Genomic DNA, 24,065 nt, shown 5'->3' on the forward strand with positions numbered 1-24,065 from the left:
ACCTACTTTATCTGTTTAACAATTAAATTTCCTAAAAGCAAATATCCCTGCTGCCCGAAATGTAAACCATCATTTAACTCACCACGACATAATTCTACTAAGTCGCTCTGATTAATCATTGCCTGATATAAGTTAATAAACTGACAACGATATTGCCGTGCCACATTTTTAATCACTGTAGCATAATCCTTAATTAATTGATTGTTCCGATAGATTTGTTTAGTTTCATCTACTGCCGGAGGCGTAATTAAAATAGTATTTTGCGGATAATATTGACACAGTACGCTTGAAACAATCAAATTCATATTCTGCTCGAACTGCTCAAGTGGCACTTGCTTATGTTGAGCTAAATCATTGGTTCCCAGTAAAATTATTAATTTATCACAACGCCTTTGCTTTAATACCAATTCACTCATCATGGCATAGAATGCTCCGGAATTAATTCCAGAAACTGCCGTGTTATTAAGTTCAAGATTCTGGTGTAACTTTTTTAGTGTTGCGTTTAATCGCGGCTCGTTCAAGCCTTCTTTGCGCGCAATGATGCTATCGCCAGTCAATAATAGTTTCATTTGTAATCCCTCTATTTTAAACATTGAATATATTTTACAGCAAGTAAACAAAAAATACGCATACTTTAAAGCATACGTATTCTTTCAATATTTAGTTAAATGATAGCAAAAATTTGCGTACCTCCTGTGAGGTCTTAGCTTTTAGCAATTTGTTGACGTTCTTTTCACTTCTGATAATATCAACTAATTGTTCTAATGCTCGTTCATGTTCTCGCTGCACGCCAGGGGATAAAACAAACATGCAAATTATAGTTGCTTTTTGACCATGAGCCTGAATTACAAGTGGATGATCTAATAAAACTAGGGATAAGCCAACTGCTTTACTACTACTGCTTGGAGCAGCATGAGCCAAAAAGATATTGCTACTGATTAACATATACGGGCCATACTTATTAATTAGGTCACTAATCTTTTGAAAATATAAATTGTCAATTACTCCATCTCGTTCAAGTAAATCACAACCGATCTGTAAAACCTGCTGCCAAGACAAGTCATTCCTATTATGGATAAATTTTATTCGCCTTGCTGGTAACAAATTACCCAAATTAGGTAAGTCGCTATGACTACTCTTATTGTTTTCAGGAAAAATGAATTTATCTAAACTTAATCTTAAGCCACTTTCATCTTTAACATCCGCATATTCATTAATAATTGATACTAAGCTATCGACTGCACTCGCATTATGTTCAATTTTACGAGGAACTTTCTCACGCAAAAAGCTTTCAATAATGCTCTGATCATGCTTAGTCAAAACTGCTTTAACATTAACAATTGGTATTGGATAAGCAACTGCTTTAAGTGGCGCAGTGCTGACAATTAACCGTGCCTGATATGTATTAGCAAAAATTCGCTCTAAATCACGAATCTCAAGTGGTGGTGAAAATTTAATTAACGGGTACAGGCGACTAAGTTCATGATAGAGCATGGCTGAAGTCCCGATACCACTAGAGCACACAACTAGCACTTCTGCCAAAGATGCTCGCTTGAGCTTATCGCCATTTGAAAAATCTTGATAGCCTTTGCTACTAATTGAGCCAAAATATAAACAAATTAATGCTACTTCTTCAGTTGGCAATTTCTTTTGTAAATATTGTTCAAGTGGCGCACATGCAACCGCAGTGAATTTAATCAGTTCTGGATATTGCCGCTTAATCTCATCAACTTCATTTGAAGAAAAGGGAATCCCAAACTTGACCCTGAAAAAGGTGGCATAAAGATGATTACACAACACTTTAGTAAACAACTTATACGAAATTTGTTGTTCTGTTAACTGTTCATAACGAAAAATTATTTCTTGTGCAATATTGGCGAGGTCATGATATAAACTTGGTTTTACACAAGTAACTTCAGTTGCCTGTGAACAAAGCATTATTTTACTAAGAAAAGTGACTTCACCCTTTAAACAGTCCTGATTAGTTAATTTTAAAAGTAATTCTGAACATGTAGTCAATACACCTTTAGTATTAGCAGCAATCCATGAATAGTCATCATCATTATCTTGAAGATGGTGGTGATAACTGATGCGCCAGTTACTAAACATTAACCAATAAGTTAATTGCTGAATAGAATTTTCAGAAAAATTCATTTGCAGCTTTTGTTGCGTTTGAACAACCAACTTTCTTGTTGCCGTTACTGAATAATTCAACTTTTTAATAAAATTAAATACCAACTCATTATGATGAAGCAATAATTCATAAACAGTCAGCCTAATATCAGTTTCACTACTAACAATTTGATGCCCAGTTCGCGAGCTAGCAATTGTTAATAACGGAAACCGAGACTTAATTAGTTTAAAATCCTTGATAATCGTGTTACGTGAACAAGAAAACTGATCAGCTAATTCGTTAATTGAAACGTTTTTGCCACTACCAATTAAATAAAGAACAATAATCGTTTGTCGGTCTAGTGCACTAACAACTGTCTTTGTTGACTTAGGCACAACTTGCAATCTATTATCATACTTAATTATTACTTTTTTGGTCTGATCGGTCATTTTATAACCATAGCGTGGGATATTAACAATTTCTGCTAAATTATTTTTGTGTAGTTCCTGATTGATTGAGTTTAGCCAATTAAAAGCTGTTCTACGCGAAATATTAAAGGTTTCCATTATTTCTTTCAAACTAATAAAATCAGGTGCTTTTGCCAAATACACCAATAATTTGTTAGCATTTGTTAATTTAACAGAACCATTTCTCGTCACACCAATCACCCTTCAATTACAGCGATATTCTTTTTAGCCAAAATATCCTTTACAGGCTTAATTAAGATCCAACTTATCAATAATGTCGTCGATTACAGCATCAACACCAATATTAGTTAATAATGGTAAGCCATTGATTACTGGAATCTTAATTGCATCATTATCATATTGTGTTGTTGTGATTACCAAGTCATAATCATTTGCGAGTGATTCAACTTGAGCAACTGAAGATTGGCCCAAAGTATATTTATCACTATCAATTCCACGATTAGTTAGTTCTTCTTGCAGCTTATTCATTGCACTAGTACTAGTAACTACTCCTGCACCACAGGCAACCAAAATTTTTTTCATAATATATTCTCCTTTAAATTAAAATTTATTTTTTACTCTTACTTGCTGCTAATTGACTTTCTTCGGCAATAATTTTCTTTCTATTCCACCAACATAAGCCAACAATCAAAATAATCCCAATTACATAAGCAGCAATCTTAAATGGTGCTACTTGAACAATTAACCAAGGATATGGGTTAGAACCATAGTCAATACTTGAAATCATTGATGAGCCTTTTGGCAAAGCGAAGTGAGCAGCCCTAGCACATTTAGTAACTAATGGTGCTAAGTTAGTACCAATCCACAAACCAATAACGACGTTGATTGCACCAATAATAAATGATCTAAAGAAGTCTCCGTGAGTTATTGAAACAATTAATGGGAACATGAAGACAAAGCCAACCAAACCAATAGTTGGTAGGAATTGATTACCTGGCAAAATAAAGGCAAACAGTAACGCTACCGGAATCATTAAAGTAGCACAAGCTAAGACTACGGGGCTACCAATACCAACAGCAGTATCCATCCCAATGTAAATCTTTCTCTTACCAGAGAACTTCTTCTGTGTAAATGCTTGAATGGCGTTTGAAACAGGGACAACACCTTGTAAAAGTAGCGCTGCCATCTTAGGGGTGATAATCATCACAGCTGATAAAGTAACACCCATTAACATAATCTTACCTAACTTAGTTGCAATCGTCATGCCCGGAATGAAACCATAAGCTAAGATACCAATAATAATCCCAATGGCGAATCCCAACAATGTTGGTTCACCCCATGAACCGAACTTCTTATTAAAGTCCTTAGCATCCATGTGAATCTTGTTAACACCCGGAATTTTATCAATAATCCAGTTAAAGACAATGGCAATTGGAACAAAGGAACCTGCATATCCATGAGGAATTGAAATTCCCGGCAAGCCCAAGTATTTTTCCGATAACGGTGCTGTTCTATCAGCGGTTACCATGATCACAATCATATTGACACTAGCCAAGAATAGACTCAAAACAATATCTTTTGTTAGAGCATAAACAAGTGAACCACTGAAGGCAAAGTGCCAAAAGTCCCAAATATCAACATCAATTGTTGAAGTAGTCTTGGTTACTAGCATTAAGATATTAATCGCAATTCCCAACGGAATCATGCTTACGCCAACTGCAGTACCATAAGCAATTGCGGAAGCTGACGGCCAGCCAACATCAATAACTTGCAAGTTCAGGTGCATAACTTGAATCATGTTTTTAATAGCTGGATTCATTACATCAGTTAAAATTGAAACAGTGGCATTTAACCCAATAAAACCAATACCAACCATTAAACCGCCACGCAGTGCTTTAGTAAAAGGTACACGTACGCAAAGACCAAAGATTAGCATGATAATTGGAATTAGCACAGTTGGTCCTAAGCCAACAATATACATGATGAAATCAATAATCGGTTTCATAAATAATTCCTCCCAAATAATATTTATTAAATATGCTTAATTACAGCATCGTAGAGCTGCTTGCTATCAGTAATTTTTTGCAAGCAAGCTAGTAATTCTTGATTCTGAAATAAAGCCATTAGTTTTTGTAACATTTCCACTTGACTATGTGGATCCTTCAAAGCTAACATAACGACAATTCGAACTTCTAACAGCTGATCAGTTACAGCCATGTTATGAAATTCAACTGGATGAGCTAATGTCGCAAAAGTTATTGCAGCTTCATTAACATACTGGACATCGGTATGTGGAATTGCCACCGCGATTTTTCCACTAGGTAACCCTGTTGGATGAATTTGCTCACGTTCTTTTACAGCCTGTTCAAAAGTATCTTTTACCTTACCGTTATCTTTAAGCTGAGTTGCTAAATAGTGAATAACTTCATCAGCAGAATTAGCCTTAACTTGTGCAAAAACCAGCCTTGGACTTAATAATTCCATTTATTCACCTCCCATTTGTCTTCTTACACCAAATATTTAACCATTTATAAAAGCGCTTTATAAGTAACGCCAAGCAACCAATTTTAGTGCAACTAATTGACTAGCAAAACTAAGACCGTTTTGCATGCATCATTGATTGCGCATTATCTTGACCATAATAGGCATTCTCGCCGTGCTTACGATAATAGTGTTTGTCCAACAAATACTGCGGTAATTCACTATTAACTCTAGTTAATTGCAACGTGTGGTAGTCTTCTTCAGCTACAACTTCCAAAACCTTAGCGTTATATACAGCCTTCTGAGGTGTTGCTCCCCAACAAAATGGTCCATGCTGACTAACAAGTGACCCTGGAGTTGCTTCGTAATCTAAATTACGTTCTTTAAACGTCCGGACAATTGCCTTACCAGTGTTGCCTTCGTAGTCTTCCGCAATCTCTTTTTGAGTTAAAGCATCAGCTGCAGGAATTGCATTGTAAAATGTATCGGCATGAGTTGTATTCATTGCTGGAATATCCATCTTGGCAGCCGCAAACGATACAGCCCAAGGCGAATGAGTATGAACAATCCCCCCAATTTTAGAAAACGCATTATACAAAACTGTATGCGTTGGTGTATCACTAGAAGGATTCAACTTGCCCTCTACTACTTCACCCTTAAGATTAACTACGACCATATCTTCTGGCTTTAATTGCTCGTACGCTACACCGGAAGGTTTGATAACAAACAGGCCGCTATCACGGTCAATTCCCGAAACATTCCCCCAAGTAAACGTTACTAGGTCAAGCTTAGGTAATTGCATATTGGCTTCATAGACTTCTTTTTTCAGCTTCTCTAACATGAGTGCTCCTTTCTAAGTAATCGCTTCCTTAATTATTCAAACATGAAGTACCCTAATCGATAAGTCACGCCAATTAATTATTTTTGGTGCAACGAATTGACTAAGCCGGCTTAAACTAGCAAAAGTCTAAATTAACTTCTTTCGCAGGAAGCAATTTTTGTACTACAATTAAACTAATTACTTACCATTAAAATGATTACATTAGAAAGAACAGCAAATGATCGATAACACACCTCAAAAAATCAAGGCCTACCTTGCAGGCGTCAATTTAAATGATCCTAACTTTGACTACTACATGACTGAGCTAGCCAATTTAACCGCAGCTAATAATATGGAAGTCGTTGGTCAATCACATCAAAATGCCGTCCAAGTTGTTGCCGGAACCTATTTTGGCCTTGGTAAAATCAATGAAATTAAGGATATGGCTCGCGGGCTAAAAGCCAAAGTATTAATTATCAATGACGAACTATCACCAGTGCAAATTCGTAATTTAGAAAAATTAACCAAATTACGAGTAATTGACCGAACAGAATTAATTCTCGAAATTTTTGCTAGTCGTGCTCGCTCTAAGCAAGCAAAATTACAGGTGCAACTGGCACGATTGCAATATGAATTACCCCGATTGCACCCTTCAGAGAATAACCTTGACCAGCAACGCGGCAATGGTGGTTCAACTGGCGGTGGTTTTGCCAATCGTGGTGCAGGTGAGTCCAAGCTAGAAATGAACCGCAGAACAATTGGCAAGCAAATTTCCGCAATCAAAAAAGAACTGAAGGCCATCGCTAGTCAAGAAGAAATCAAGGCCAAGCGCCGCAACCAAAACCATATCCCCAAAGTTGCTCTGGTGGGCTATACCAACGCGGGTAAATCAACAACAATGAATGGTTTGCTTCAAGAGTTCAGCACCGAAAACAGCGACAAGCAGGTTTTTGTCAAAAATATGCTATTTGCAACACTGGATACTAGTGTTCGCCGAATTGAATTAGGGAATAATTTTAGCTTCATCTTGTCTGACACCGTTGGTTTTATTTCCAAATTGCCTCACAACTTGGTGGAATCATTCAAGGCAACTTTGCAAGAAGCAAAAGATGCTGACCTGCTGATTAATGTTGTTGATGCTGCTGACCCGAACATGATCCAAATGATTCGCACCACGCAAAATGTACTGGCAGAAATCGGCATCAAAGACATCCCGATGATTACTGCCTATAACAAGGCGGACAAGACCGAGCGCAATTACCCTCAGATTGAAGGCAGCGACATTTTATATGCAGCACCTGACCCAGCCTCAATTAAAATGTTGGCGCAACTGATTACTAAACGCATCTTTGCCAACTATGAACGGTTAAACCTATTGCTCCCTTTAACTGATGGCAAAGAATTAGCCTACTTGCACGAACACGCTCAAGTAATGGACGAACAATATCAAGCCGACGGCATTCACGTTTGTGTTCGCTTAGCTCCAGAAAAGCAGGCTCAATTTCAGAAATATATTATTTAAATAATTACACATAAAAAACAGTTAGGTGATTTTTACATCATCTAACTGTTTTTTAATTAAATATTCTATTATAAAACTCGTTTAGCCACACACGGGTAAAAGTATGAGCTAAGAGTTTGTAAAACTACGCCCTGCTCAGGAGTTGCGGCACTAACATATTGGTTATCACCAACATAAATTGCCACGTGGTAAGGTGCGTCCGTCGACCCCCAAAAGAGCAAATCGCCCGGCTGCAATTGACTCATATCAACTGTCGTGCCCACCTTGACCTGATCCGTTGTAACTCGTGGCAGACTAACGCCGCCAACTTGATTGTAAATATACTGCACTAAGCCAGAGCAATCGAAACTGTCGGGACCATCGCCACCCCAAACATAACTTTTACCAACTTGACTTTCAGCTAAATTAACTACTGCCTTAGCTCGCTGACTAACATTACCGCTGACCACCGTATTGGCAACTGGTATCACAATATTATTAGCAGCAGGCTTACTCTCAACCGGTTTATTAGCTACTGGTGCCTGTGTTTTAGCTGGTTTAGTCTTCTTCGGCTTTTTGACTGGAACCTGTACTTGTGGTTTAGAAGTTGCTGCAGCTGCAGCGTTAGCCGTTACTTCTACGGTATAGCGCGCTTCGATCCACTCATCAACGCCAACTTTATACCATAATTTACCTTTTTTATCGACCGCGGTGTCAGCAACGTTCCACTTGCTGGCATTTTTTGCACGAAAATTAATGAGTTGACCGCCCTCATAATTCGTCCATATTTTAATACTCTTACCGGGTAAATAATTAATCTGAACCTGTTTAATTGGTTCCTTTAATGTTGCCGCGTTAACTGCCTTTTGCGGAGCAATAGTAGCAATTCCTGTTAAGGTTAAAGCCGCCGCTAGCCCCATTTTCAAAAAATTACGTTTCATTAACATTGACTCTCCTTTTTGGTAGCGAAAAGTGCTTATAATTCGGCCTATAACTTTATTTTAATCGACTAAAATTTTTAATCAAGTCATGGCATTTAAGAATACAAAAAGGCACCTAGAAAGATTTTTCTAAATGCCTAATTTTATTTTAGCTTTTAATTAAGAACTCGTTTAGCAACTGATGGATAGAAGTATGAACTAAGAGTTGCCTTAATAACACCCTGCTCTGGTGTTGCAGCATGAATGAACTGATTGTTACCGATGTAAATTCCTACATGATATGGTGCATCAGCTGAACCCCAGAAAAGTAAATCGCCAGGCTTCAAATCTTGCATTGAAACTTCCTTACCTTGCTTAACCTGAGTATAAGTTGTACGCGTTAAATCCTTGCCAATAGCTTGGTTATAAACATACTGAACTAATCCAGAACAATCAAAACCACTTGGACTAGTGCCGCCCCAAACATAAGCCCTGCCAACTTCTGCCTTAGCTAATTTAACAACTTTCTTAGCTTGCTTAGTTGAAGTTGCTACTTGCTTAGCAGCTACACTGCCTTTGACCGTGTATTTTGCTTGAATCCATTGATCAGAACCAATTTCATACCAAACGTTGCCTTTAGCATCTGTTTCACTGTCAATTACGTTAACAACAGTGCCATGTTGAACTCTTTGGCCAGTAAAAGTTGGATTTTCGTAACTATTCCAGATATCAACCCCATATCCCGGAACATAATTAACCGTGACTTTATTAGTCGCAGCTGTAACATTTGATGTCATCGAATTTGCATTAACAGCATTGACAGCCGCAACGCCAGTAATAGCAAGAGCTGCAGCTGTAGTGATTTTAGCTATATTACTCTTAATTTTCAAAATCAAATTCTCCCATTTACACTAAATAGTTGAAGAAAGACCAACTATTATTGTTACACTTCTATCATTACGTTGTAAATTTTACTCGTGTTATGTTACATAAATGTTACAGAATGGATACCAGCATGTAAAAAAGCCCTTTCAGAAAATGATTTTTCCGAAAAAGCTCAGTTAAATTTAATTGTTATGTTGAAAAGATGTACAGCTTTAACTTAATTAAGAACTCGTTTAGCTGCTGATGGATAGAAGTAGGTACTAATTGTTTGTTCAATAACGCCTTGGTCTGGAGTTGCTGCATGGACAAATTTATTATTGCCAACGCAAATCCCAACATGATATGGTGCAGAAGGTGAACCCCAGAAAAGCAAATCACCCTTCTTGAGTTTGTTTAAAGAAACATTCTTGCCCAGTGTAACTTGTGAATAAGTCGTTCTTGGCAAAGTTACTTTACCAGCTTTAAGGTAAACATATTGAACTAAGCCGGAGCAGTCAAAAGAGTAGGGACCAGTCGCACCATAAACGTAACTCTTGCCAACCTGCTTTTTAGCAAGTTTAACAATAGCATTGCGCTTTTTAGTAACTGTACTGGCACTAACAACTTCACTTGTGCTAGCGGCTGCAGAAACGGCAGTACCACTGCCAACAAAGAATAATGATATAACCGTAATTAATTTGATTAAACTATGTTTATGTCCCAAAACTTTCGCTTCTTCCAACTTAATAATCTTTTTATTCTGAAAGTTTCACCATCGCTTTCAACCTACGAGTTATATCTTACTCATCAAATGTTACACGATTATGTCAAACAAGCTACAAAATCATGAGAATTCAATTATAGCCTATTTTTAACCGTTAAAAAGAAAAAGTTAGCCGTGTCAAAGACCTCTAATTATTGTCTTTAGCAGCTTTTTAGTCATTGACCAATCATTATTGACCAAAATATGCGCATCACTCATTAACTCATCTGGCAGCTGATTTAATTCATCCCCACTCATTCGTTCTTGAATTTTATCTGGATCATCCCCGCGCTCAAGCAGTCTTGTTTCTAATTGCTGCTTCGTACTGGTCGTCACATACAAGAAATAAGCCTGTGCTTTTAATTGTTCAAGATATGAGGCTGCTCCTTGAATATCAACAATTAACGACACAACATCACTTTGCTGCCAAGCAGCATCCAAGGCTTCCCTGCTTGAGCCATATTGGTACGAGCCATATTTAACATGCTCAAAAAAGTGTAATTTGCTAAAAGATGTATCATCTTCAAAATGATAAGCCTGATGCTGCTTTTCCCCTACGCGCATTGGTCTTGTCGTATGCGTCACTACTCGTGGAATATTGAATTTCGTGGTTAGATATTCCGAAATTGTTGTCTTACCTGCACCACTAGGACCAACAATTAATATTAATTTTCGCAAAATCTAGACTCCCTTTACTTGAAAACAATTGACTTTTATAATAATATCTTTCTATTATAATGAAACTTGGGAGAGAGAGGAAGACACATTTTGAAAAAAGCAGACGTAAAATTAGGTGACATTGTCAGCGCAAAATCAGAGGAAGAACTTACTAAGCCATTTATTGGCAAGATTGAAAAAATCTACGAAAATTCTGCTATGTTAAAAATTATTGACTTCGATGAAGCCGATAAAACTGCTATTAGTGATTTAAACAACAAGCTTGTTGTCAACTTTAAAAACTTAAAAGCGGCCCCAAAGCGTAAAGTTAAGGAAATTCAATCTTTAGCTGACAATGATGTCAAGATTGAAAAGATCGCTAAAGCCAAGCTGGATGACCAAGAAGTCGACGAAAAAACAAAATAAAAATATTTTTTGCTTAAAAAGCAGTGTTCTTAACTCACTGCTCTTTTTTTTTACACCTTTTTTGCCTAAAATTAAGCTAACAAAATAATTTATTTGAATAATGGAGAATTACCTTGAAAGAAAAAGCAAGAACCATTTTGTTTTGGTTCATTCTCAGTCAACCATTTTTGGACTTATATTGGTTTTATCACGGCTGGCTTGCCAATATTATGCCCTTTACCTTGCCAACAATTATTCGAATTTTAGCTGTTGGCATTTTACTCGGTCTCTTTTTAAGTCAGCGAGAATCATGGCGCAAATTTAGCCAGCGCAAATGGCTAGTGGCCTACTTAATACTACTGGTTATTTATTCGGCATTACACCTTGTCCACGTGCATAATTTTACCAGCATTAACCCCACGGGATACGGCTACTCAACAGTCAGTGAGGTCTTTTACTTAATTCGAATGGCGCTGCCACTGATTGTCTTATTCTTAACCGACGAACTTAATTTTGGGCAAAAGCAATTACGATTGGTAATTGAGGGTGTTTCTGGACTTTTTTCAGGAACAATTGTGTTGTCCAACCTGTTTGTTGTTTCTCTTAAATCTTACGAAACAGGGACAATCAGTGCCAACATCTTTATGTGGTTCTTCAATTCTAATATCGGCTACTCACACATGGCTTCCAAGGGTTTTTTTAATTTCACCAATATGATTTCTGCCGTTTTATTCATGCTATTACCGCTAATGATGTACTACTTATTTACAGAATTTAATTGGCTGACAATTACCCTCAATGTCGTGCAGGCACTTGCCATGATTGAAATTGGAACTAAGGTAGCCGCAATTGGTTTAATTGGTGGGATTATCATTAGTTGCTTGCTGTTTGCTTTTCATAAATACATTATTAAGGATGTTAAAAAAGGTGGCTGGGCCATCCTAGTCGCCATCTTAATTGAATTTGGGTCGTTAGTAATTTTACCGTTTGGTCCCGCTATTCAACGCTACAATTACGAAATTTACCTCGCCAAACAATCCGACCATGACTTAACAGCTGAAACACGCAAACTTAAAGCGGGACTAGCAAAATATCCCCAAGGGAAACAGCGGGACGACTTTTTGCGCAGCTTTATTAAAGAAAACTATCAAGCTTATGCGCTTAATCCCAAGTTTGTCTTCAAGAGCTACCCCTACCAATACGACCCTGAATTTTGGCTCAAAATCATGAACGAACCTGGTCAAACACGGATGCAAAACCGCCACATTGAACAGGCAATGCTCAATCAGGTTGTTAAAACCAATAACAATCGGTTAGACAAATTTTTCGGTATTTCATATACTCGAGAAAACAATATCTTTAACTTAGAGCGTGACTTTTCGGCACAAATATATGCTCTCGGATGGCTCGGAATGCTGCTATTCATTGGTCCTTACCTAGCTGTTCTGACGTACGGCATCTATCAATGGCTAAGATGCCGCGCAGCACGAACCTATCTTGTCAGTTCTCTTATTCTGGCTAGCCTCTTTGTTTTACTTGCCGCCTTTTCATCCGGCAATGTCCTAGACTTCTTGACCGCCAGTTTCCTCCTTGCCTTTATTGACGGCAACTTGCTCAGGCAGGTCAAGCATAATTAATCATACTAAAAAATGGTGACTCCAATTTTGAAGTCGCCATTTTTATTTTTGCTTAATAAACGATGCATCTGGAATTCTAATCAAATAGTAGGTCATCGCGTTGTGACCCGCATGCATCCCAATACCGTTTTGCCAAATTTTCTTATAAGTTGCGGTATAAATCGCAACGTAAGCCTTCTGGTACTTTTTATCCATTTGTTTTAATTGCTCAACCTTATAAGGTACCCGCTCAGCATTCAAATCCAGCGGATTCTTCCCGTAAGCTACCGTCGCAAAGTCACTGGATACCTTAACACGCTTACCTGAACGATAGAATGTGTAAGTTTGCGTGCCCATCTTTTTCTTTTTAGAATTAATCGTCACGTAACTCGAGTTGCCTGTCCCTGTATCCATTACTAGCGGCTGATAAACAATGTGCGAAGAAATTTCACTAGTATCTTCCAAATCAGGATTATCGAGCATGGTCTTAGTAAACATAGCACCAAGTCCAACTAACAAAACAACAACTTCTAAAATATCCAGCAAAAAATTGAGCCAGCTGAAGCGGCGATGCTTCTTGATAATCATCGTAATCCGCCGCTTGCGAATATTCTGAACCACAAATACAAAATAAAGGATAATAACTACCCATAACAAGATGCCAAGTAGATTCCAGCTAAACATAAAAGTCCTCCTGTGATTGCTTCCATTATATTGTAAAAAGTTCATTTTGAATAGCTATCTACAAAAAAGACTGGCAAAATTGCCAATCTTTTTTCTCAAACTGAATAATGATTTTCCTTCAAATTGCGTTCAAGTAAATGCGTGAAGGCATCTTTTTGCAAAGTAGACGAAATATACATCACGGTAATTTGGCTTTCATCCTCAACGATAAACGCGACACGGGCCGAGCCCGTCTTCTTCAAGTTTACCCGGCATTCGTAAACGCAGGCACCGTTAACTCGTTCACTGGCTGCCCGTTTAACCTTCGACATCCCCGTTTCAACCTGAACCGTCAACGCCGAAGCAATGCAATCTTTAATTATCTTAACTTCGTTCTTGTGCTTTTTGAAAAATTGCTTGCACCCCGAACGCTCATACTCAACTTTCACTAGTCATTACTCTTTTTTACTTTTAGCACTGCTAGATTTAGCATTCGTCTTCTTTGCCTTAGTAGTTGTCTTTGCCGCCTTTTTAGTTGTTGTCTTCTTGGCAACAGTCTTTTTCGGTGCCTTTTTGGTTACTAGCACTGGCTTCTCATACTCCCGCACCTGCTTAATCTTTTCAGCAATTGCCGCCGTTAATTTTGCAATAACTGCATCTTCATCTTGCAATTCGGCCTCGGTTGCTAGCTGGTCAATGCGAAATTTCGATGCATTTAAATAGTCGGATGCAGTCTCAAAGTAAATATTAACTGGATAATCTTTACCCTCTTCAAAAAAGTTAGCAATCTTTTTATAGTTACTGTAAGGCAAATTAATAATATTGGATTCCAAGGCGAAAGTTACTGGCCGCTGGCCCGTTACTTCCAACGCGATATGACTCAACGAGCCTTTTTTAACGGCCATCGCCGTCTCTTGTACCATTTTGGCAGCAGCCTCTTTAATCTTTGCCTTTGACTTACTTAAATCGGCATACTTGATGCTCGCCAAATCTTGTAAATAATCTTCTTGTTCAATTTTTTCAGTTAAACTTTTTAAATTAATCTTCAAACTAAAAATTCCTTTTTTTCGCTTTATAACCTAATTCATTATTCTTCTATACGATACTCAAAATTGGCTGTAAAAACAATTTATTTATTTTTATTTTTAAAAAACGTTAATCTTTAGTAAGTAACTATGTAAGCAAATAGGACAAGCATTTTCAAGCAAAAATGCCACTACTTTTAACGCATTTTAGTTTATAATTAAATAACATTTGTCACGATTTTTTCTGAAAACGAGTTTATTTTATAATATTGGCATAAAATCATGATTTTAACCACTTTACAAGCGTTTTCATCAAGAGTAAATTTAAGGCGTAATGAAATTTTTTTACTAAAATTTTTTAACTGAAAGGTAGACGAATATGTCAGATAAAGTTTACACAGATTATTTCTATAATTCAGAGGACTTTGACAAGAATCATGGAATGGGTTACAAAGAACTCCATATTCCTGAAGGCGTTGAAGCTTCTCCGTTAATTGTTCCACCAGTATTGGAGCCAGATAAGGTTGAAAACAACGATGTTTGGTACACCATTGAATCCCAAGAAGGCGACTTTCAATTTTTACCAGGCAAAAAGACCCATACTTGGGGCTACAACTTCCCAGTTCTTGGTAAGACAATGGTCTTAACCAAGGGACAACATGTCCACGTAACTTTGAAGAACAGCTTGCCAGAATTGACTACTTACCACTGGCATGGTATGGAAGTTTCAGGACCAGGTAACGATGGTGCTTGCCACTCACCTGTATACCCAGGCGAAGAAAAGCACATTGACTTCGTTGTTAACCAACCAGCAGCTCTTACTTGGTTACATGCTCACCCATGTCCATCAACTGCTGCTCAAGTATGGATGGGATTAGCTATGGGTGTTGTTGTTACTGACGCCAACGAAGCTAAATTGCCAATTCCTAAGAGTTACGGTAAAGATGAATTTCCAATCATCTTACAAGACCGGATCTTCCATGAAGACAACCAATTCGACTACAAGGCAGACTACAATGCAATGGGTATCTTTGGTGATACTCCAGTTATCAACGCTACTATCAAGCCTTACGTTGATGTTACTACTCAAAAAGTACGTTTGATCTTCTTAGGTGGTTCTAACCGTCGTGAATGGAGATTACACTTCACTGATGATTTGGTTATGACTCAAATCGCTGGTGACGATTCATTCTTGGAGCATCCAGTTAAGATGACCAAGATTTTAATCGGGCCAGGTGAACGTCAACAAGTAGTTGTTGATTTCAAGGACTACAAGGAAGGCGACGTTGTTAACCTTTACACTGATGACTTCAAATTAGTTGAATTCAGAATTCACAAGTATGAAAAAGATGACAGTGTAATTCCTGACACATTGTTCAAGCCATATGACCCAGTTGTAAATCCAAACAAGGAAATCCGCAAGGTCACAATGGACAACCACAACGAAATCAACGGTAGGCAATTCGCTATGAACAGAATTGATATGAAGCAAACCTTGATGAGTGCTGAATACTGGGATGTAACCAACACTAACGACAAGAAGAATGGTATGCTTCACCCATTCCACGTTCACGGTGCTCACTTCTTAGTTGTATCACGTGATGGTCATGCCCCATATCCAAACGAACAAGGCGTTTACAAGGACACTGTTGAAGTTGCTCCTCAAGAAACTGTTCGGATTAAGGTTTACTTCCAAAACACTGGTGTCTTCATGTACCACTGCCACATCATCGAACACGAAGATGCTGGTATGATGGCTCAAATTCAAATTGTTGATCCTAAAGACCCAGACAAGAAGTACCACTTGATGGACATGGAAACTTTGACTAAGGCTTTTGCTGAAGAAAAAGGCATTCCAATGGACGAAGTTTACTGCCCAGGTATGGACGTTGAAGGTATGGATGTTAAAGGCGAAGACCACACCATGGATGCATTTTCAGGTGCAAGTCATCACTAATTCATTTTTCAATTAATAACCAAAAAAAGCACTCATTAAATTGAGCGCTTTTTTTGGTTATATATAGCTTTTTATGATTAAATAGCAACTATGAAGAATACAAAATCATTTAAAAAATTTTTAACTTTACTAATGATGCTCCTACTTCTTGGAGTTATTATTTTTGCCTTTAATTCCAAAAGCCTGTGTAACCAATATGACTGGTTAACCTTAAAGTCTGAGCAAAAACTCGATGTGCCACTTGAAAATCAGTACCCTGACCTGCCTAATGGTTGTGAAGTTACTTCTTTAAGTATGCTTTTAAACTATTATGGTATAAAAGTTACCAAGCTGGAGCTATCGCAAAACATTGCTCACGTTGCTTCATTTACTGATAATGGTCAATATCGCGGTAATCCTCACAAGGGGTTTGTCGGTTACATGAGTCAGGCCAATGCCGGCTGGTGCGTTTATAATGAGCCACTTGAGCAGGTAGCACGAAAATATACTAATCGTATTCAAAATTTCACTGGGCATGACTTTATTCAAACAATGAAGTTAGTTTCAACTGGTCATCCTGTCATGATTATTACAACAACTAACTTTAATCATGTTAGTGACATGCAGACTTGGCGGACAGCTCAAGGCAACGTTCACGTTACCCCCTCTTCCCACGCCTGTGTTATCACTGGCTTTAATAAAAAAGCACGAATTGTTTATGTCAATGACCCATTCGGACATAAAAATGAACAAATTCCGTGGGCTAATTTAGAGCGAAGCTATAATCAGCAAGGAAAACAAGCGTTATACATCAAATAATAAATAAAAAAAGAGCAAGTTCAATTAAGAACTTGCTCTTTTTAGTCAAGACCATTTTTCACAAAAATGGTTGGCTACTTCTGTTCACATCAGGTAGGCCAAACGCCAACACTTCCCGTGCCTGTCAGTTAAGACGGGTGTCCTTGTAACAAAATTACGCATCTCGCGTTTTTTGTCGGCTCGTAGTATTTATTATACATGTTTCTCAATCAAGTGCAACTTTCTTACAGTTAGTGTCAACTTTTTGTGGGTAATAAACTTTAAGCCTTTACCTGCTGCTATTTGTAGTTTTCGCTTTTAAATTATTTGCTCGGGTAAATCAAATATCTGCCCGCCATTAATGATCCCTTGATTCCAATAATGTGTCTTGGCCGTTTCGCCAAAGTCTGCTTGAAAATACTCATAATACGGTCTGTTCTTTGCCTTAAAACGATGGTCTACTTGCCTAATTCTTTGCTCTTTAGCAGCTTTTCGTTGCTCGTTAAGCAAATATTGGCTAATATCGCCGCCATTTAACTGGAAGATAATGCTTCTGGCTACACTTTCAGCTCCTACCTTACTCCAGCCCATTGGTCTTGAACTCAGCCGCTCTGACAAATAATGACTGATGTGGCCTTCAGCGGTGCAACGCTGATAAGCTGCTTCTTGCGTATTTAAAATTGCCTGCCAATTACCTAATAGATAAGTTTTAGCTTGGTTAAGAGCGGCAATTTGCGTTGATGTTAAGTCGGGATCACTAAAGCGAGTTTCAAAGTATAATTCTACTTTGTCCCGCTGACCGGTTAAAGCCCAATGATATAAGCGATAAGCAGCAGCTGCCTTAGTATTAACAGCGGCTTGACGGCAATACTTTAACAAATGAAAGCGATCCAAGACAAACTTACAGTTAGGTAAATATTTAGCGCCCGCCTTAATCCAAGGCGCGCCATCACCAGCAAGATAAAACTGCTTAGCTTGCGGATAATTAGCTTCTAAATAACATAGCACCTCGTCCCACAGTTGTTCATTGGCCATACCAGCATAAGTACCAGTAAAATATTTAGGCTTAATTAAGTGATGGCGCTTCTGGCTTTCATCATAGCCTTCGTGTAAGTACACTAACTTCATAAAATGGTTACTGCCATCTTGAAAGGCGACATGATCTTCATCTGCTTCTAAATAAACAATTTGCTTATTTCGTGCTTGCACCTGATCAGGTTGATTAGGCAATAGCTGGCCTGCACGATGAACAATATTCATGACTGTTGTTTTAGAATGGATTTCACTGTATTTAAGCAAATCAATGGCTGCCTGATAATGATATTTAGCTACGTTTTCTAAAACAGCCGCCTTAAAGCCTAAGGTCATCCGGCTATACTTGGTGAAAGCTAAGGCTTGATCAAGCCAAAAGAAATAATGTTGGTCTTGTTTATCTTGGTAATAAGTACGCTTAAAAGTTAATTGCCCATACAAAGTCTGCTTAATACATGTACGCATGGCTTTAACTTCATACTGCTTTTTGCGACTAGGCAACTGCTTATAACTAGCATCAAGCTGCTCAAGATAAGAACCAATTAGCTTTAAACCCCAATGGCGCAATTTCTGCATGAATGCTTCTAAGACATCATCGAAAGTAAGCTGACAGTCCAGCAGCTTATTAGTATCAGTAGTTAAATTATCTAACAAAAGCTGTAAATCTTGTAGTAAACTAGTCATATAGAAGAAAACCTTTCTGAATGTAAATTTTGTTCAAACTACATTTTAGCAGAAGGTTCTCTTCTATTTTTTATTTTCCCCACAAATACTTTACGCTAACTTTCTTACAAGTACCTACCTTACCACGGCTGTGTCGTTGCGCCAACAGTAATGTCACCTATATTAGTATCCTCAGGCTGATCAATTGCAAAAGCTACGATATTCGCAATTCTTTCAGGACTAATTTGATAGTTATTGTATGTCTGGTGTAATGCTTTCGCCGCTTGCTCATCAGAAATTGTATTCAACAACTCTGTTTGAATTGCTGCTGGATAAATCGTTGTTGTGCGAATATTGGCCTTGTCAGTTGCAGATTCCATGCGCAATACCGACATCAAATCCCGCACTGCATATTTAGTCGCACCATAAACCCCTGTATTAAGATAGGGTTTCACTCCTGCAACAGATGACATTGCAATAATTTGCCCAGACTTTTGTTTGTTAAACTGTGGCAAAACTGAAGCTAAGCCATTTAATACGCCTTTCAAATTAACATCGATCATTTTATTCCACTCAGCGGTCTTTAATGCTGACAATCGTGAACTGGGCATCAAGCCTGCATTAAGAAACATTACGTCAACTTGGCCATATTTTGCCAAAGCCAACTGAACCAACTTTTGATTGTCATTTTCGCTGGTAACATCTGTTACCTGATAACTTGCCCTGCCACCAGCTGCTGAAATTTCTGCAGTTAGTGCCTGCAATTTTGCTTCTCTTCTGGCTGCGAGTACCACTTTGGCACCTTTTTGCGCTAACAACTTTGCTGTAGCCTCCCCAATACCAGACGAGGCACCTGTAATAATAACTACTTTATTTTTAATTGCCATTTTTCTCTTCCTTATCGTTAAGGTAACTTGGCATATTCTTTAGGATCTACCGGCTCTAGCCATTCGGCCTCGCCAGTTGTAATTGCAAGATGACTAAACCAACTATCCTTAGCTGCACCATGCCAGTGTTTAACGCCATCATGCACCACAACTACAGATCCTGGAGTTAATTCTTGTGGCTCCTTGCCCCACTCTTGATACCAACCGCGACCACCTGTGGCTAGCAGAACTTGGCTGCCATCATGGTGAATATGCCAATTGTTATAGCACCCAGGCTCAAATGTAACGTTATTAACGGGAACACTGCTGCCATTTTCTTCTGGCTTAACTAACGAATTGTTGTAACTTTGCCCGACAAAATATTGGTCATAAGCACTATTTTTGGCCCCTGTTGCAAAAACTCCTGGCTGTTTAACTTGATCTTCTTGACTTGACCAAATTTCTTTAGCCCGATTAAAGGTTGACCACGCCTTCGGCCAGCCGACATAGAAAGCCAAGTGAGTGATTTCGGCTACTATTTCTTCTTTAGTAATGCCATTAATTTTGCCAATGTTTAAGTGAGCGCCAATCTGCTCTGTATTTCCCATCGCCATTAACGCGGCAATCGTAATCAACGAGCGATCGCGTGCTGACAACTCCTGTTCTTTTGACCAAACTTGTCCGAATAAAACATCATCGTTTAATGCGGCAAATTGAGGCGCAAAATCGCCTAAATTCTTCCTGCCTGCTGTTTGTTTTTTCATAAATATAAGTCCTCTTTCTTATTCTTTTGTAAAAGTTAGGTTAATATCGCCTAAATTTTGCAAAAATTCTACGCCCTGATCAATATGGCCAATCTTTTGTAAATCACCGATTATCTCGCCAGTTTGCTTATAAAAATAATGATTTTTATTTGTCATTTAACCACCACCTTAATAACTTTATTAAGTCTATTACTTCAAGTTAACTTTAAGTCAAGAGCGTGTTAAGATATTTTTTGAAAAAAGGTGATAATTAATGACTAAAAAATACACGATTAAGGATTTCAGTGCTATGTTCTCCTTGGCGCCGTCAACATTGCGGTATTACGAAGATGAAGGGCTGATTAAGCCCCACCGTTTGACTAACCAACAACGTTACTATACTGATGATGATGTTAATTGGATGCGATTTCTCTTGCACTTGAAAAACACGGGAATGAGCGTCTCTGATCTTAAGAAGTATGTTGCTTGGCGCGCGCAAGGTGAACAAACGATTCCGCAAAGGCTGCAGCTGTTAAAGCAAACTAGGGTAAAGTTTTTAGAACAAATCAAGCAGCAGCAACACCATTTACAAATTCTCAATGATAAGATTGCCTGGTACGAAGGTAAAACCAATGGCAAAATTGCTGACTCTGAAAGTTTTAGCAATTATTTAAAACGATTAAACCACAAAAAATAGCGGGCATGAGCCCGCTATTTCTGTATGTGTTTTTGATATTTTAAAGATTTAAGACTTATTTTTCTCTGCTCTCGCTAATCCAATCTTCTCATTCTTGATCCGTATCTATTTTTCCAACTGGCAAGCTCTTAAAAGAATTATCCAAGACAAACTTACAATATAGAAGAAAACCTTTCTAAATGTGAATTTTATTCAAACTACATTTTAGTAGAAGGATTTCTTCTATTTTTTACTTTCCCCACAAATACTTCTTACGCTAATAACATTGCGTCATCCCTCAACCTAGAACCAACATTCTGTTGAAAGAGTGTCATCAACTTAGGAACCGTTAATTGCCGTTTTTCTTCTCCAGCAAGATTTAATGCCACGCGGCCTTCATGGAGCATAATCAAGCGATTGCCATAGCGAATCGCATCTTCCATATTGTGTGTTACCATAAAAGCCGTTAATTTTTGCTCAGTAATTAATTTTTCGGTTAAGTGCATGACAGTGATTGAAGTCTGAGGATCAAGTGCTGCTGTGTGCTCATCAAGCAAAATTAAGTCAGGACGCTTTAGCGTTGCCATTAGCAACGTAATTGCCTGCCTTTGTCCACCTGATAGCAGGCCAATCTCGGTTTGCAAGCGATTCTCCAAGTTTAACCCTAATTGTGCTAATTCTTTTTGAAAAAATTTGCGTTCTGAACGCTTAACTCCAGGTAAAAAGCCACGATGCTGGCCACGCTTCATCGCCAAAGCCAGGTTTTCTTCAACCGTTAACCTCACTGCCGTCCCCATTTTAGGGTCCTGAAAGACGCGACTAATATTTTTAGAACGCTTGGTCACCGATAACTTAGTAATATCTTGATTGTTTAAAAAAATCTGCCCCTCTTGAACGGGCAATGTTCCCGCCAAACTATTTAATAACGTTGACTTACCAGCACCATTACTACCAATTACCGTAACAAAGTCACCCGCCGCAAGCTCAAGATTAATTCCGCGCAGCACCCGATTTTCGTTAACCGTGTCACGACCAAAAGTTTGGTGTAAATTCTTAATTTTTAATACTTGCGTCATTATTAGTTTCTCCTTTTTTCTTACCAGTTAAGTGAAAATTAGGCAGTGCCAAACAAACAACTAATACCAGCGCCGAAGCCAATTTAGCATCAGACGGTTCCACGTTCATTTGGAATACTAAAGCTAAAATCAACCGGTAGATAATTGCTCCCACAATTAGTGTTAATAGCCGTTTACCAATTGACAGATTACGAACCAAAACTTCGGCGATAATAATTGAAGCTAATCCAATAACCAAAGTTCCCACGCCGGAATTAAGGTCGGCAAAGCCATTGTTTTGGGCTAATAATGCACCAGAAAGTGCAATACAACCATTGGAAATCATAAAGCCTAAAATTTTCATTTGTTCAGTCTTAATACCGTTAGCAGCACTCATCTGCGGGTTATCCCCCGTTGCTCTCATTGCCAAGCCAATTTCAGTTTTAAAAAAGACATCAAGTAAGATAATCACCAATAGGCTAATTATCAGGCCCATCACAATCACTGCATTATTATGTGACAAGCCCCAGCCCTGCACACTGGTAAAAATAGTTGCTTTACCTAAAAGAGAGACATTAGCAGCGTTGCCCATTACTCGCGAAGTAATTGAATATAACCCTGTCATCGTAATAATCCCCGCCAATAATGCTGGTATGCGCAACTTGGTATTCAAAATTCCGGTAACAAGCCCTGCAATTAAGCCACCGCCAAAAGCAGCAATTGTCGCTATAAAGGGATTGACTCCTTTTACTAAACAAATTACGGTAATCGCGCCGCCCAGCGGGAAGCTGCCTTCTGCTGTCATATCGGCTAAGTCTAAGATACGAAAAGTAAGATAAACACCAATTGCCATTAGCGACCATAACAGCCCCTGTGAAGTAGCTGATAAAAATAAATCTTGGAAAGTACTCATCAACGTTAAACTGCCTTTCTATTTAGGAGCTTTAATCGAATTCGGGTTAATACCTAAAGCCTTAGCCATCTTTTTGTTTACAACTAATTTCAAATTCTTTGCCCGTTGAACCGGCATATCTGCTGGCTTAGCCTTACCTGACAAAATTTTGGCTGCCATTTTACCAGTTTGGCGACCTAATGCTTCGTAATCAATTCCAATTGAAGCCAAACCACCAACTTTTACTTGGTCAATTGAGCCAGCTACTAACGGCACCTTCTTTTCCTTGACTACCTTACCTACAAGTGAAGCCGCAGAATCAAAAGTATTGTCGGTTGGCAAGAAGATCCCTTGAACCTTGCTTGCTAAAGTTTCGGTAACTTGTTGAACATCATTGGTTGTATTCGCGGTTTTAACTAAAACTTTTACCCCAGCCTTCTTTAAAGCAGCAATTGCCAAATCAGCCTGAATTTTTGAGTTCGATTCACCAGCGTTGTACATAATTCCAATTGTCTTAGCGTGCGGTACTATTGACAGCAATAATTTTATTTGCTTATCAATTGAAACCATATCGGTGGTTCCCGTCACGTTCTTGCCCGGCTTGGCATCAGACTTAACCAACTTGGCCGCCTTTAAATCAGTCACTGCAGTTACAACCATCGGAATATCCTGAGATGTATTAGCCAAACTTTGCGCAGCAGGTGTAGCTATTCCCAAAATCAGGTCAGATTTTTCATTAACTAATTTTTCACTCATACTTTTGAGGTTGTCCTGACTATTCTGAGCATTTTGGTAATCAATCTTCAGATTTTTTCCTTCAACGTAGCCCTCTTCTTTTAATCCTTCCTTGAAGCCTTTGTAGGCCTTATCAAGCGATGGGTGCTGGACAACTTGCAGAACACCAACATGCTTTACCGCCGTACTTGTTCCCGCTTTTTTACTACTGCAACCACCTAAAAGCAATAAGCCAATCAAACTAATTCCTGCCGCTAATTTTTTAATATTCATGGTTTTTCCTCCAACTTCCAAAAATATTGCCAAATAAAAACACCCACTTATCTCTAAGTGGGTGCTCAAAAATTAACTTTAATCTGATTAAACTATCGCGATTAGCCACTTAGAAGTATGTGGCTAATCAATGTCAAATA

26 protein-coding genes are annotated in these 24,065 nt (G+C 38.3%); 6 read left to right on the forward strand and 20 right to left on the reverse strand.

What is annotated here, in order from left to right; translation table 11 throughout:
* Window positions 1-2 precede the first annotated feature (2 nt).
* From OZX76_RS08440 to OZX76_RS08465, 6 genes are all read right to left on the reverse strand, one after another.
* The gene (locus tag OZX76_RS08440) at window positions 3-569 is read right to left on the reverse strand and encodes an SGNH/GDSL hydrolase family protein (protein ID WP_277179411.1); all 567 of its coding nucleotides are present in this window, start codon (window positions 567-569) and stop codon (window positions 3-5) included.
* A 91-nt stretch (window positions 570-660) separates the two neighbouring features.
* Window positions 661-2,772 (reverse strand): PTS sugar transporter subunit IIA, encoded by a 2,112-nt coding sequence (locus OZX76_RS08445; RefSeq protein WP_277179412.1) that lies wholly within the window; start codon window positions 2,770-2,772, stop codon window positions 661-663.
* Between the two features lie 57 nt (window positions 2,773-2,829).
* On the reverse strand, window positions 2,830-3,123 hold the full coding sequence (locus OZX76_RS08450; RefSeq protein WP_277179414.1) for a PTS sugar transporter subunit IIB: 294 nt from the start codon (window positions 3,121-3,123) through the stop codon (window positions 2,830-2,832).
* Between the two features lie 25 nt (window positions 3,124-3,148).
* A complete protein-coding gene (locus OZX76_RS08455; RefSeq protein ID WP_277179416.1) occupies window positions 3,149-4,546 on the reverse strand; it encodes a PTS transporter subunit IIC in 1,398 nt (465 codons plus the stop codon).
* A 26-nt stretch (window positions 4,547-4,572) separates the two neighbouring features.
* Complete coding sequence (locus tag OZX76_RS08460) at window positions 4,573-5,025, reverse strand: PTS sugar transporter subunit IIA (RefSeq protein ID WP_277179419.1); 453 nt, start codon at window positions 5,023-5,025, stop codon at window positions 4,573-4,575.
* Between the two features lie 109 nt (window positions 5,026-5,134).
* A complete protein-coding gene (locus OZX76_RS08465; protein WP_277179421.1) occupies window positions 5,135-5,863 on the reverse strand; it encodes an L-ribulose-5-phosphate 4-epimerase in 729 nt (242 codons plus the stop codon).
* A 217-nt stretch (window positions 5,864-6,080) separates the two neighbouring features.
* On the opposite strand from OZX76_RS08465, the gene hflX reads away from it, so the two are divergent.
* The gene (gene hflX / locus OZX76_RS08470) at window positions 6,081-7,364 is read left to right on the forward strand and encodes a GTPase HflX (protein WP_277179424.1); all 1,284 of its coding nucleotides are present in this window, start codon (window positions 6,081-6,083) and stop codon (window positions 7,362-7,364) included.
* 68 nt (window positions 7,365-7,432) lie between these two features.
* Here the strand turns inward: hflX and OZX76_RS08475 are convergent, their stop codons facing one another.
* The 4 genes from OZX76_RS08475 to OZX76_RS08490 all read right to left on the reverse strand — a co-directional run bounded on the left by OZX76_RS08475 (window position 7,433) and on the right by OZX76_RS08490 (window position 10,568).
* Complete coding sequence (locus OZX76_RS08475; protein WP_277179427.1) at window positions 7,433-8,284, reverse strand: C40 family peptidase; 852 nt, start codon at window positions 8,282-8,284, stop codon at window positions 7,433-7,435.
* Window positions 8,285-8,439: 155 nt separating this feature from the next.
* Window positions 8,440-9,153: a C40 family peptidase gene (locus tag OZX76_RS08480; protein ID WP_277179430.1), complete on the reverse strand. Its 714-nt coding sequence runs from the start codon at window positions 9,151-9,153 to the stop codon at window positions 8,440-8,442.
* A gap of 212 nt (window positions 9,154-9,365) precedes the next feature.
* A complete protein-coding gene (locus tag OZX76_RS08485; protein WP_277181537.1) occupies window positions 9,366-9,851 on the reverse strand; it encodes a C40 family peptidase in 486 nt (161 codons plus the stop codon).
* Between the two features lie 177 nt (window positions 9,852-10,028).
* Window positions 10,029-10,568, reverse strand: a complete 540-nt coding sequence (locus tag OZX76_RS08490) for an AAA family ATPase (RefSeq protein ID WP_277179433.1) — start codon at window positions 10,566-10,568, stop codon at window positions 10,029-10,031.
* A gap of 90 nt (window positions 10,569-10,658) precedes the next feature.
* On the opposite strand from OZX76_RS08490, the gene OZX76_RS08495 reads away from it, so the two are divergent.
* On the forward strand, window positions 10,659-10,973 hold the full coding sequence (locus OZX76_RS08495; RefSeq protein WP_277179435.1) for a DUF2187 domain-containing protein: 315 nt from the start codon (window positions 10,659-10,661) through the stop codon (window positions 10,971-10,973).
* 113 nt (window positions 10,974-11,086) lie between these two features.
* Complete coding sequence (locus tag OZX76_RS08500; protein ID WP_277179437.1) at window positions 11,087-12,589, forward strand: O-antigen ligase family protein; 1,503 nt, start codon at window positions 11,087-11,089, stop codon at window positions 12,587-12,589.
* A 42-nt stretch (window positions 12,590-12,631) separates the two neighbouring features.
* Here the strand turns inward: OZX76_RS08500 and OZX76_RS08505 are convergent, their stop codons facing one another.
* From OZX76_RS08505 to OZX76_RS08515, 3 genes are all read right to left on the reverse strand, one after another.
* A complete protein-coding gene (locus OZX76_RS08505; RefSeq protein ID WP_277179439.1) occupies window positions 12,632-13,252 on the reverse strand; it encodes an LVIS_2131 family protein in 621 nt (206 codons plus the stop codon).
* A gap of 95 nt (window positions 13,253-13,347) precedes the next feature.
* On the reverse strand, window positions 13,348-13,680 hold the full coding sequence (locus tag OZX76_RS08510) for a hypothetical protein (protein WP_277179441.1): 333 nt from the start codon (window positions 13,678-13,680) through the stop codon (window positions 13,348-13,350).
* Between the two features lie 6 nt (window positions 13,681-13,686).
* Window positions 13,687-14,280: a hypothetical protein gene (locus OZX76_RS08515; RefSeq protein WP_277179444.1), complete on the reverse strand. Its 594-nt coding sequence runs from the start codon at window positions 14,278-14,280 to the stop codon at window positions 13,687-13,689.
* Window positions 14,281-14,635: 355 nt separating this feature from the next.
* Here OZX76_RS08515 and OZX76_RS08520 point away from each other — a divergent pair, with 355 nt between their 5' ends.
* Together OZX76_RS08520 and OZX76_RS08525 are read left to right on the forward strand one after the other, a co-directional pair.
* Window positions 14,636-16,213 (forward strand): multicopper oxidase domain-containing protein, encoded by a 1,578-nt coding sequence (locus OZX76_RS08520; RefSeq protein ID WP_277179448.1) that lies wholly within the window; start codon window positions 14,636-14,638, stop codon window positions 16,211-16,213.
* A 90-nt stretch (window positions 16,214-16,303) separates the two neighbouring features.
* Window positions 16,304-17,011, forward strand: a complete 708-nt coding sequence (locus OZX76_RS08525) for a C39 family peptidase (protein WP_277179451.1) — start codon at window positions 16,304-16,306, stop codon at window positions 17,009-17,011.
* A gap of 297 nt (window positions 17,012-17,308) precedes the next feature.
* Here OZX76_RS08525 and OZX76_RS08530 read toward each other — a convergent pair whose 3' ends face one another.
* The 4 genes from OZX76_RS08530 to OZX76_RS08545 all read right to left on the reverse strand — a co-directional run bounded on the left by OZX76_RS08530 (window position 17,309) and on the right by OZX76_RS08545 (window position 20,471).
* Window positions 17,309-18,706, reverse strand: coding sequence for an ISLre2 family transposase (locus OZX76_RS08530; RefSeq protein WP_277178302.1), 1,398 nt, complete (start codon window positions 18,704-18,706; stop codon window positions 17,309-17,311).
* 119 nt (window positions 18,707-18,825) lie between these two features.
* Window positions 18,826-19,572: an SDR family oxidoreductase gene (locus OZX76_RS08535; RefSeq protein ID WP_277179452.1), complete on the reverse strand. Its 747-nt coding sequence runs from the start codon at window positions 19,570-19,572 to the stop codon at window positions 18,826-18,828.
* 17 nt (window positions 19,573-19,589) lie between these two features.
* Window positions 19,590-20,315, reverse strand: a complete 726-nt coding sequence (locus OZX76_RS08540) for a carboxymuconolactone decarboxylase family protein (RefSeq protein WP_277179454.1) — start codon at window positions 20,313-20,315, stop codon at window positions 19,590-19,592.
* A gap of 18 nt (window positions 20,316-20,333) precedes the next feature.
* Complete coding sequence (locus OZX76_RS08545) at window positions 20,334-20,471, reverse strand: hypothetical protein (protein ID WP_277179456.1); 138 nt, start codon at window positions 20,469-20,471, stop codon at window positions 20,334-20,336.
* Between the two features lie 97 nt (window positions 20,472-20,568).
* On the opposite strand from OZX76_RS08545, the gene OZX76_RS08550 reads away from it, so the two are divergent.
* Window positions 20,569-20,991 (forward strand): MerR family transcriptional regulator, encoded by a 423-nt coding sequence (locus OZX76_RS08550; protein WP_277179458.1) that lies wholly within the window; start codon window positions 20,569-20,571, stop codon window positions 20,989-20,991.
* 251 nt (window positions 20,992-21,242) lie between these two features.
* Here the strand turns inward: OZX76_RS08550 and OZX76_RS08555 are convergent, their stop codons facing one another.
* Genes OZX76_RS08555 through OZX76_RS08565 form a run of 3 tightly spaced genes read right to left on the reverse strand, consistent with a single transcriptional unit; the run spans window position 21,243 to window position 23,925 of the window.
* Entirely contained in the window at window positions 21,243-22,046 is an 804-nt protein-coding gene (locus OZX76_RS08555; RefSeq protein WP_277179460.1) for an ABC transporter ATP-binding protein, read from the reverse strand.
* Window positions 22,024-22,938: an ABC transporter permease gene (locus OZX76_RS08560; protein WP_277179462.1), complete on the reverse strand. Its 915-nt coding sequence runs from the start codon at window positions 22,936-22,938 to the stop codon at window positions 22,024-22,026. The genes OZX76_RS08555 and OZX76_RS08560 overlap by 23 nt, the downstream gene beginning before the upstream one ends.
* A gap of 18 nt (window positions 22,939-22,956) precedes the next feature.
* The gene (locus tag OZX76_RS08565; protein ID WP_277179464.1) at window positions 22,957-23,925 is read right to left on the reverse strand and encodes an ABC transporter substrate-binding protein; all 969 of its coding nucleotides are present in this window, start codon (window positions 23,923-23,925) and stop codon (window positions 22,957-22,959) included.
* Window positions 23,926-24,065 lie beyond the last annotated feature (140 nt).

The organism is Lactobacillus sp. ESL0677 (assembly GCF_029392875.1).
Classification (GTDB): domain Bacteria; phylum Bacillota; class Bacilli; order Lactobacillales; family Lactobacillaceae; genus Lactobacillus.